Here is a 9100-nt window from a genome sequence, read left to right on the forward strand (position 1 = left end):
TAAGGAGGGTTCCTTGTCTAAAGAAGACGCCATTGAAGTGGAAGGGGTGGTTACCGAGTCCTTGCCCAACGCCATGTTCCGGGTGGACCTGGACAACGGCTTTAACGTCCTTGCCCACATCTCCGGCAAGATCCGCCGCAACTACATCAAGATCTTGCCCGGCGACCGGGTCAAGGTAGAGCTCAGCCCCTATGACCTGAACAAAGGGCGCATCACTTACCGCCTCAAGAAAAAGTAGCCGTCTGGCCTTAGCTGGGGCCGCTGAGCATGAAGGAGCTGAGCCAAGTTCTCAAAACCGGCCTCTGGGTTGCGGCCGGCGGGGTAAGTGCCCTGGCCGTGCTCAACGCCTGGATCGCTTCTCGAACCCAGCCTCTGCCCAGCCTCTTGCCGGGGGAGGAGAGGCACTATTTTTGGCGCGGCCACCGTCTGTTTTACAAGGTTGCGGGATCCGGCCAGCCCTTGTTGCTGCTGCACGGCATCGGGGCCGGCTCTTCCAGCTACGAGTTTCGCGCCGTGATGGCGGAGTTGGGCCAGCACTATCAGGTTTACGCTTTGGATTTGTTGGGTTGGGGCAACTCGGAGCGCCCCGATCTGGAGTACACCGGCCACCTATATGTCCGGATGATCGGGGATTTTGTCGGCCAGGTGATCGGGCGCCCCTGCCACGCCATTGCCAATTCTCTCTCGGCAGGGTTTGTGCTGCGCTCGGCCCGGCTGCAGCCTCAGCACTGGCAGAAGCTGCTGCTCATCGCCCCTCTAGGAGACAACAGCCTTGTCCCCGAGGCGCTAGGGATCCCTTTGGCTGAGGCGGTGTATGGTCTTCTCAGCTTGCCGGTTTTGGGGCTGGCCTTTTACAACGTCATCACCACCCCCTGGAGTGTACGTCTATTTACGGAGCAGAGCCTGTTCTCCCCTGGGTACGCTCTGGATGAGGCGGTGGTGGACTACTACTATCAGGCGGCCCACCAGGCGGGGGCCCAATTTGCCCCCCGTTCTTTTTTGACCGGCAAGCTTAACTTGCCCATTCAGGAGGACTTTCGCGTGGTGGACAAGCCGATGGCTCTGGTCTGGGGAGAAAACAACCGCCTTACTGGATCAGAACAGGCGGAGCGGTATCGTGCCTTGCGCCCAGAGGTGCCGATCTATCGACTGCCAGGGGCTGCTTTTCCCCACATCGAAGCGCCGCAAGCTTTTTTATCGGTGGCTTTGCGCTTTTTGGCCGAGGCCGATCCTGCCCTGCCAACCTAGGGGATCCCCGAGCAGGGAAAACTCACGCCTTTGCCGACTTTTTGCGGCGACTGTCCGGTCAGTCTGGTTTTTTCCAATCCAGGAAGAGTTCTCAGGCTCAGGCGCTCCGGCTGACATGGGGTCACCCCTAGGCCGTCACTTTGGGAGAGAGGAGCGAAGCCGGGCTCAGAGCTCAGGTTGGCTCCCCGGTATTCTCCTCCCAGGGGTCCCTATCCAAAGGGGAGCTGGGAGCGGCCGGGGCAGAGTCAGGAGCTGGCTCGGAAGGGGGGGCTTCTGCTTTGACGTACTCTTGCTCCCATTCTGGCTGCTCGGCAGCAGGAGCAGGCTCGGGCCGACGAGGAGGCGCCGCCTCGGCCTGGGGTTCAGGCTCTGCTTCGGGATATTCCTCTTCTTCGCCCTCGTATTCTTCGTCGTATACTTCCTCGTAGTTTTCCTCGACGGCAGGTTCATCAACGGCCCTGGGCAGGGCGGGGGCGGAGCCAGTGTCGACCAGCCAGGAGGGCTTGCCCAGGCCGAGGGTTTCCAAGATCCCTTTGGTCAGTTGGGCTAGGCGGGTTTCGGCGCCATCGGCCACGATGAGGCGATCGCCGCCGATGGAGACGATTTCATCAGCAGAGAGCAGGTAGGTGCTGAGGATAAAGCCGGGCAAAAAGGTCAGGCCGAGGTTGGAGAGGATCAAACCGGTGATTAGGCCGGAGACGGAGTTGAATTCGAAATCTTTGACTTTTCCAAGGCGGATCCCTTCTTCGGTAATCACCTCGCTGCCGACTACCCGGCTGAGACCCTCCAACTCCAAGTCCTCGAAGACTTCATCGCTGGGGACGAGGATGGCGTCTTGTCCTAGGGCCGTGACCTGCCGCAGCTCCAGAAAACGCGGCGATCCGGCAAAGGCCTTTTCCAGCACTCCTAGCACCAGGACTTGCCTAGCTTCCAGATCTGCCCAAACTTCGCTAACTACTCCAAGCCGGGCGGCATTGGCTTGGCTGATCACCTGCGTTCCCAGAACCTGTGACCGCCGACGAACCTCTGATCGCACCAGCGCAACAGATTCTTTCCCAGTCGTCATGGTGGTTTCCCCGTCGTGAGTCGAAGTGTCCGCGTCAGTGGGCTGGTCATCCGGCCCCAGGCATCAAAATCAAATAGTACCATTGCCTGTCTTCTCCCTAGCGGGCTGCCGGGATCGGATCCTGGACAATTTGCTCGCTCCAGGCCAGAAACCGCTCTGTCATGGCCTGCAGGGAATAGTGCTCTTCTGCGTGCTGTCGGCAGCGGCTTCTAGCGATCTGATCCAGGCGTTCCACCGCTGTTGCCAGAGCTGCCACGTCGTCTGGCTCCACCACCCAGCCGGTCTCGCCATCGCGGACAATTTCCGCCGGCCCGCCGCGGCGGTAGGTGATCACCGGCACACCGCAGGCCAAGGCTTCCACCGCCACCAGGCCGAAGGCTTCCACCCACTTAGGGGTCATGATCAAGGCCGAGCAGTGGCCCAAGAGCCGCTGCATCTGAGAGGTGGGCAAAAACCCCCGGTAATCCAATTGAGCCCGCGGGTACTGTTCTCGAATCTGCTGCCAGTAGGCCGGGTCTTGCAGGTGGCCCAGGATCAGCACCGGCCTCCCCGTCTTCTCGGCCAGGGCGGCGCAGTCTTCCAGGCCCTTTTCGGGGGCAATGCGGCCAACCCAGCACAGGGATCCGTTCCCCTCTGGCACAAACTCGTAGCGGCTGAGGTCGACGCCGCAGGGCAAATAGACAAAGGGATCCCGACCAGCCGCCATCTGGGCCCGGGCAAAGGCAAAGGTCTGGGCTTGGGCTCGCGAGTGTACCGCCAGCCGGCCAGGATAGGTGCGCGCGATGCGCTCCAAGGCCTGGTCAACGGCATCGCTAAGGGAGCCCATGCTGAGGATATGGGCCACCGGCGTGCGGAAAAAATCGGTCAGGTAGAACGAGAGCCAGTCGTAGCTCCAGTTCACGATAAGCTCAAACTGCTCCTGCAGTTGGGCAGCTCGCTGCCACAGGTTGGCCACCAGAGAAGGGGTGGAAAAACAGACCGGCTGGTCGCGGCGCTGGCTCTGGGCATAGGGCGGGGGGAGGCCTGGGACGGTCTCGATAACTCCCTCCGGCAAGTCAGCACTGTGGGATCCCTCAGGGGCCAGCACGCGCACTTGGGCTCCCCTCTCAAGCAGGCTCCGCGCCAAGTTGACAAAGTTGAGCTCCACCCCGCCGCCAGCTCCCGATCCCAGGGGCCCAACGGGGGTGGAGACAAACAAGAAGCGGTAGGTACGAGGCATGGGCGCCCTAGCAGGCTCGACCGCTTGCTGGCTAGTCTGGTTGACCCTGGGGGGACAAGGTCAGGTTCTGGCCACGAAGATTTCCCCTTTCTCCACTTTAACTTTGTAGGCGGTCAGGTCGGCATTGGCCGGGCCACGGGTACGGCTGCCATCGGCGGCAAAAACTGAGCCATGGCAGGGGCAGACGAAGTTCTCCCCCCGCCAGTCCACGTCGCAGCCGGCATGGGGACAGGCTGCATCCAGAGCCAGCAGCGAGTCTTCCTTTTGGGGATCCCCGACTAGCCAAAGGGTGGCGGTGTTTTTCCCAAAGGCGTCTTCTACCTTGAAGGGGCCTTCTTTAAGATCTTCTAGCGTTGCCACTTTAACGAACTCCGGCTCAGCCGCTTTGGGGCCCGAAGCAGCACCCTGGGCAATGGCACGGTTAAAACGGCGCTGAGCCAAGGCAGGCAACAGGCCCACCAGCGAGCCAAAACCAAGCGCCAGCCAACGAAGAAAACCGCGACGATTGTTGTACATGGCCATGTGTCCTGAGATGGATGCAAGGTGTCGGTTAGGAACCAATCCAAGCGTGGCCTCCCAAACGGGACGCTAGCCCGGCGGCTCCTCTTAATATTTTGTTACACTAGGACAGCTTCAGCCAGCGCGAAACCGCACTTTTATGGGATTCTGGCGAAGGTCGGTCGGGCCTGTCCCTAGATTATGGGGAAGAACCGCCCACCCCTTCTAAGCATCGCCAGTCGGTTTCTTGGTCTGAGAGTGGGGAGGGTGTCAACGGGCTTGCTGTGGAGGGGGGATAGGTCGGAAATATCTTGGAGCAATCGCAGTCCCACTCACGAGATCTCGCGAAGGTAGCGGCGGCGCTCCTCGTATTCGGCGCGGGTAATCAAGCCCTGCTTCAACTGGATCTCCAACTGCTGCTCGGGATCCCGGACTTCCCGACTTTTCGCACTGGTCCAGTCCAGCTCGATGAGATCTCGATTGAAGCGAAAATCGAAGTCCTCATTGGTCATGGTGAGAAACCACAGCCCTTCCAGCAAACAAAGGGCGCGTACCCCGTAGCCGAGGAGCTGCAACGGGATGGAAGGAACGAACACCATCAGCCCCAGCACCAAGTAGCCCCAGCCCCAGCGCCTGTGGCCCATGTAAAAACGCTGCAGCCCTGGGATCAGCACCCCCAGCACCGCCAGCCAACCGGCCACCTCGCGCACCAGGCGCTGACGTTTCTGAAGGGGGGTATCAGAGCTTTTGCTCTCCGCCATCGTCTGCCCCACCTACACGTGCCACTAGGCTAGCTCAAGTGGCACGCGGCTCTGTCAAGCTACAGTTTGAGCAGGATCCTGCCGCATATACTTTATGGGGGCAGAGTCTGGGGGGAACATGGCAGAACGAGATCTGGCGGTGGCGATCCTGGCGGCGGGCAAGGGCACCCGCATGCGGTCGCAGTTGCCCAAGGTGCTGCACAAGCTGGGATCCCTGTCTTTGATCGAGCGGCTGCTGCGCACGGTGCTGACGTTGAAACCCCAGCGCTGTCTGGTGATTGTGGGGTACGGGCAGGAGCAAGTGCGCCGAGCCCTGCAGGAGTACCCGGTCGAATTTGTGGAGCAGGCGCAGCAATTGGGCACCGGACATGCGGTGCAGCAGCTTTTGCCTGTTCTAGGCGACTTTCAGGGGGATCTGCTGGTGGTCAACGGGGATGTGCCTCTGTTGCGGGTGGAAACCCTGCAGGCCCTGCTAGAACGCCACCGCCAAGTCCAGCCGGATGTGACGTTGCTCTCGGCTCAGGTGGCGGATCCCTATGGCTATGGGCGGGTGTTTTGCGACGCCCAGCAGCGAATCTTGGAGCTGGTGGAAGAGCGCGACTGCACCCCGGCCCAACGGCAAAATCGCCGCGTCAACAGCGGGGTGTACTGTTTCCACTGGCCGGCCCTAGCAAGGGTGCTGCCCCGTCTGGGCCGGAACAACGCCCAGCAGGAGTACTACCTCACCGAGGCCGTTAAACTTCTGGACACCGCCATCGCCCTGGACGCCGAGGATGCGCGGGAAATCGTCGGCATTAACGACCGCCGCCAACTGGCCCAAGCCTACCAGATTCTGCAGGATCGCCTCAAGGAAGCCTGGATGGAAGCCGGGGTCACCTTTGTGGATCCCGACAGCGTCAGCCTGGAAGAGACGGTGGAATTGGCCCCCGATGTGGTGATCGAACCCCAAACCCACCTGCGGGGCGTCTGTCGCATTGGGCCACGCACTCGTCTAGGGCCGGGCAGTTGGATCGAGTCCAGCACCATCGGCTCCGATTGCCACATCCTCTACTCGGTGGTCAGCCACAGCCAGATCGGGGATCGCGTCTGGGTAGGCCCCTACGCCCACGTGCGCCCTCACAGCCAGATCGGCGACGGCTGCCGCATCGGCAACTTTGTGGAAATCAAAAACGCCCAGATCGGATCCCATACCAACGCCGCCCACCTGGCCTACCTGGGCGACGCCAAGCTGGGATCCCAGGTCAACATTGGCGCCGGCACGATCATCGCCAACTACGACGGCCAGCAGAAGCACTTGACCGAAATTGGGGATCGCAGCAAGACAGGCGCCAACTCGGTGCTGGTGGCCCCCCTCAAGGTGGGATCCGATGTCACCATTGCCGCCGGCTCCACCATTCCCGCCCGCTATCCCGTGCCGGACGACTGCCTGGTGATCGCCCGCGCCTACCCGGTGGTCAAGCCGGGCTGGCGACCGGGGAGCGCTGCTGCTGGCCGCCCCCAGCCTCTACCCACGGGATCCCTGCGCGTCTACCCCTTGCGCCTGCTGCCCGGCCAAGACCTAAAGCAGGAATTGGAGCGCTTTGCCCGCCAGCAACCCCTGCAGGCGGGGTTTGTCCTCAGCGCCGTCGGCAGCCTCAGCCAAGCCACCCTGCGCCTGGCCGATCAAACCGAGGATTACCTATTGTCGGAACGCCTGGAGATCCTGGCTTTGAGCGGATCCCTGTGCCCGGACGGAGTCCATCTTCACCTCGCCGTTGCCGATGCCCAGGGCCGAACTTGGGGAGGGCACCTGCGCCCCGGCTGCCTCATCTACACCACCGCCGAGATCGTCCTCGCCGACAGCCTGGAGTACCGCTTCTCCCGCCAGCCGGATCCGGCCACCGGCTACTTGGAGCTGCACATTGAAAAGGTGGCAGAAGCAACCCCGCCCTCTCCCCAGAGGGCAGATGGGACAGGGGTGGGGATCCCTTCTTGCCCGCCGTGAGCCGCAAGCGGCTGTAGATGGACGGTATAATGGCCAACATTTAGCATTGAGTCATTAGCACCTCGTTTGGCAATCAAGGGTTGCTGAAATAAACTCGGCAATTGGGGGTACCCGGCCATGCCCCGAGTGACCACTGCAGAGGAGCTGCTGGCAGAATATGCCGCCGGCGAGCGCAACTTTCAAGAATCCAACCTGGTGGGCGTGGATCTGGTGCGCGCCACCCTGCAGGGGGCGAATCTGAGAGGGGCCAACCTTTCCTTTGGCAAGCTGAGTGGAATTAACTTGCAGGAGGCCGATCTGCGGGGGGCCGATCTCAGCTCCGCCAACCTGATGGGGGCCAACCTGCGCGGGGCCAACCTTTGGGAAGCCAACTTGATCGGCGCCGATCTCAGCTTTGCCGATTTGCGGGAAGCCAACTTGCACGGGGCCTACCTTTGGGAAGCCAAGCTAACCCGCGCCCAACTGCAGGGATCCGACCTGAGCGGGGCAAAAATAGGCGGAGCAGTGCTGACGGGCGCTGACCTGAGCGGCGCCATCCTGCCCGATGGCACAGTGCAGCCCTGGGCTGCTCCGTCGGCCAGCAAGGCAGAATAGAACTGTTGCGACGGGATCCCTCATGCTGCTGCTGTTCAACCTGGCCTTGACACTGCTGCTGGCTTTGGGAGTGGCAGTCCTGGCCGGACAAAACCCCACCCCCCTGACCGTCCATTTTTTAATTTGGCGCTCGGTGGAGCTGCCCTTGGGATTGCTCATCGCCGTGGCCATCGGCCTGGGCCTGTTGACGGCGGGGCTGGGCTCTTTGCTTTGGCCGGGGCGCAGCTTCTCCCTGACTGCCCGTCAGCTCCAGGAACGGCTGCAGCAACTGGAAAGGCAAGATCAGCCGCTGCCTTAGCCGCCCTGGCTCTTGCCGATCGAGTCTGGGATCCCTTCAGATTTTTGTGGGCTGTCCTGCCGCCGGAGTGACCCACGCACTCAAGACAGGGCGTAAGCTGAGAGAGGATCCCTTTGCTGTTAGCGGTGCACAGCCCGAGTGACAACCATGCCTCATTCCCAACCCTCTTCCCCGGCTAGCTCCCCCCAGGATCCGCGCGCCCTGCGCAAGGCCCTGCGCAGCTCCAGCAACTACTTTGCCAAAGGGTTTGAAGAGCACAAGGATCAGGCCCAACGGGAGCTGCAAACCACCTACAAAAGCCCCCTGGTGGAGCAGATCCGCGCCCAGTCCTACTGCTATCGGCAGGGGGATATCACCATCCATCTGGCCAAGGCCTTTGGCTTCTGCTGGGGGGTGGAACGGGCGGTGGAATATGCCTACGAAGCGCGGCGCCGCTTTCCGGATCGCCAGATCTGGATCACCAACGAGATCATCCACAACCCCCTGGTCAACCGCCACCTGCAGGAGATGGGGATCCGCTTTGTGGAGAAAGGCCCGGACGGCAAGAAAGACTTTTCCCAGATCCGGCCTGAGGACGTGGTGATCTGGCCTGCCTTCGGGGCAAGTGTCTCAGAAATGGAGTTTTTCCGGTCGCAGGGCAACGAGATCGTCGATACCACCTGCCCCTGGGTATCCCGTGTCTGGAACCAGGTGGACAAGCACCGCGCCGCTCAATTCACCTCTGTGATCCACGGCAAGTACAACCACGAAGAAACCGTGGCCACCAGCTCCTTTGCCCAAAAATATCTGGTGGTGCTGAACCTGGAAGAGGCGGAATGGGTCGCCCGCTACATTTTGCACGGCGGAGATGCGGCAGAATTTCGGCGCCGCTTCGGCAAGGCTACCTCCCCCAACTTTGATCCGGATCGGGATCTGGAGCGGATTGGCATCGCCAACCAGACGACGATGCTCGAGGAGGAAACCCGTGCCATAGCCAAGCTGTTTGAGATCACGATGCTGCGCAAGTATGGCCCCCAGGAGCTGGACAAGCACTTCATGAGCTTCAACACCATCTGCAACGCCACCCAAGAACGGCAGGACGCCATGTTTGAGCTGCTGGAGCGGCCTTTGGATGTCGTGGTGGTTATTGGCGGGTTCAATTCCTCCAACACGACCCACCTGCAGGAAATTGCCCTCTCGAAAGGGCTGCCCTCTTACCATATTGACGGCCCCGACTGCATCCAACCGCCCAACCGCATCCGCCACAAGCCCCTCCGCCAAGACCCAATCGTTACAGAAGGGTGGCTGCCCGACGGGCCAGTACAGATTGGTATTACCTCCGGTGCCTCCACCCCCGACCGCGTCGTGGAGGAGGTGATCCTGCGCATCTTTGCCCTGCGCGAACAGCCGCAGACCCCTCCGCAGGGATCCCTTCCCCTTGGCTTCTAGAAGG

Annotated in this window: 10 protein-coding genes and 1 pseudogene; 7 read left to right on the forward strand and 4 right to left on the reverse strand. The window is 61.5% G+C overall.

Annotated elements, in window-relative coordinates; genetic code table 11:
- The first annotated feature begins 13 nt into the window (after nt 1–13).
- Together infA and SYN60AY4M2_RS02420 are read left to right on the forward strand one after the other, a co-directional pair.
- A complete protein-coding gene (gene infA, locus SYN60AY4M2_RS02415) occupies nt 14–238 on the forward strand; it encodes a translation initiation factor IF-1 (protein ID WP_011430026.1) in 225 nt (74 codons plus the stop codon).
- 29 nt (nt 239–267) lie between these two features.
- Nucleotides 268–1248: an alpha/beta fold hydrolase gene (locus tag SYN60AY4M2_RS02420; RefSeq protein WP_011430025.1), complete on the forward strand. Its 981-nt coding sequence runs from the start codon at nt 268–270 to the stop codon at nt 1246–1248.
- 172 nt (nt 1249–1420) lie between these two features.
- Here the strand turns inward: SYN60AY4M2_RS02420 and SYN60AY4M2_RS02425 are convergent, their stop codons facing one another.
- From SYN60AY4M2_RS02425 to SYN60AY4M2_RS02440, 4 genes are all read right to left on the reverse strand, one after another.
- On the reverse strand, nt 1421–2314 hold the full coding sequence (locus SYN60AY4M2_RS02425; protein ID WP_011430024.1) for a PRC-barrel domain-containing protein: 894 nt from the start codon (nt 2312–2314) through the stop codon (nt 1421–1423).
- Nucleotides 2315–2411: 97 nt separating this feature from the next.
- Nucleotides 2412–3533, reverse strand: coding sequence for a glycosyltransferase family 4 protein (locus SYN60AY4M2_RS02430; RefSeq protein ID WP_099812201.1), 1122 nt, complete (start codon nt 3531–3533; stop codon nt 2412–2414).
- Between the two features lie 60 nt (nt 3534–3593).
- Nucleotides 3594–4049 carry a Rieske (2Fe-2S) protein gene (locus SYN60AY4M2_RS02435; protein WP_011430022.1) on the reverse strand — a complete coding sequence of 152 codons (456 nt, stop codon included), beginning with the start codon at nt 4047–4049 and terminating at the stop codon, nt 3594–3596.
- 314 nt (nt 4050–4363) lie between these two features.
- Complete coding sequence (locus tag SYN60AY4M2_RS02440; RefSeq protein WP_099812202.1) at nt 4364–4792, reverse strand: hypothetical protein; 429 nt, start codon at nt 4790–4792, stop codon at nt 4364–4366.
- Between the two features lie 118 nt (nt 4793–4910).
- Between SYN60AY4M2_RS02440 and glmU the strand changes: the two are divergent.
- The 5 genes and pseudogenes from glmU to SYN60AY4M2_RS02460 form a co-directional block, all read left to right on the forward strand.
- Nucleotides 4911–6260: pseudogene (gene glmU, locus SYN60AY4M2_RS02445) on the forward strand (bifunctional UDP-N-acetylglucosamine diphosphorylase/glucosamine-1-phosphate N-acetyltransferase GlmU); the annotation flags it as partial.
- A complete protein-coding gene (locus tag SYN60AY4M2_RS14310) occupies nt 6243–6776 on the forward strand; it encodes a PPC domain-containing DNA-binding protein (protein ID WP_346426061.1) in 534 nt (177 codons plus the stop codon). The pseudogene glmU and the gene SYN60AY4M2_RS14310, both read left to right, overlap by 18 nt.
- Nucleotides 6777–6893: 117 nt before the next feature.
- Nucleotides 6894–7370 carry a pentapeptide repeat-containing protein gene (locus SYN60AY4M2_RS02450; protein ID WP_011430019.1) on the forward strand — a complete coding sequence of 159 codons (477 nt, stop codon included), beginning with the start codon at nt 6894–6896 and terminating at the stop codon, nt 7368–7370.
- 22 nt (nt 7371–7392) lie between these two features.
- Nucleotides 7393–7668, forward strand: coding sequence for a lipopolysaccharide assembly protein LapA domain-containing protein (locus SYN60AY4M2_RS02455; RefSeq protein ID WP_011430018.1), 276 nt, complete (start codon nt 7393–7395; stop codon nt 7666–7668).
- A gap of 147 nt (nt 7669–7815) precedes the next feature.
- On the forward strand, nt 7816–9096 hold the full coding sequence (locus tag SYN60AY4M2_RS02460) for a 4-hydroxy-3-methylbut-2-enyl diphosphate reductase (RefSeq protein ID WP_099813204.1): 1281 nt from the start codon (nt 7816–7818) through the stop codon (nt 9094–9096).
- Nucleotides 9097–9100 lie beyond the last annotated feature (4 nt).

This window comes from Synechococcus sp. 60AY4M2 (assembly GCF_002760375.1).
Classification (GTDB): Bacteria; Cyanobacteriota; Cyanobacteriia; order Thermostichales; family Thermostichaceae; genus Thermostichus.

Coding starts and splice junctions, on each gene's coding strand:
- SYN60AY4M2_RS02420 (WP_011430025.1), top strand. CDS start 268: ATGAAGGAGCTGAGCCAAGTTCTCAAAACCGGCCTCTGGGTTGCGGCC.
- SYN60AY4M2_RS02425 (WP_011430024.1), bottom strand. CDS start 2,314: ATGACGACTGGGAAAGAATCTGTTGCGCTGGTGCGATCAGAGGTTCGT.
- SYN60AY4M2_RS02430 (WP_099812201.1), bottom strand. CDS start 3,533: ATGCCTCGTACCTACCGCTTCTTGTTTGTCTCCACCCCCGTTGGGCCC.
- SYN60AY4M2_RS02435 (WP_011430022.1), bottom strand. CDS start 4,049: ATGTACAACAATCGTCGCGGTTTTCTTCGTTGGCTGGCGCTTGGTTTT.
- SYN60AY4M2_RS02440 (WP_099812202.1), bottom strand. CDS start 4,792: ATGGCGGAGAGCAAAAGCTCTGATACCCCCCTTCAGAAACGTCAGCGC.
- SYN60AY4M2_RS02450 (WP_011430019.1), top strand. CDS start 6,894: ATGCCCCGAGTGACCACTGCAGAGGAGCTGCTGGCAGAATATGCCGCC.
- SYN60AY4M2_RS02455 (WP_011430018.1), top strand. CDS start 7,393: ATGCTGCTGCTGTTCAACCTGGCCTTGACACTGCTGCTGGCTTTGGGA.
- SYN60AY4M2_RS02460 (WP_099813204.1), top strand. CDS start 7,816: ATGCCTCATTCCCAACCCTCTTCCCCGGCTAGCTCCCCCCAGGATCCG.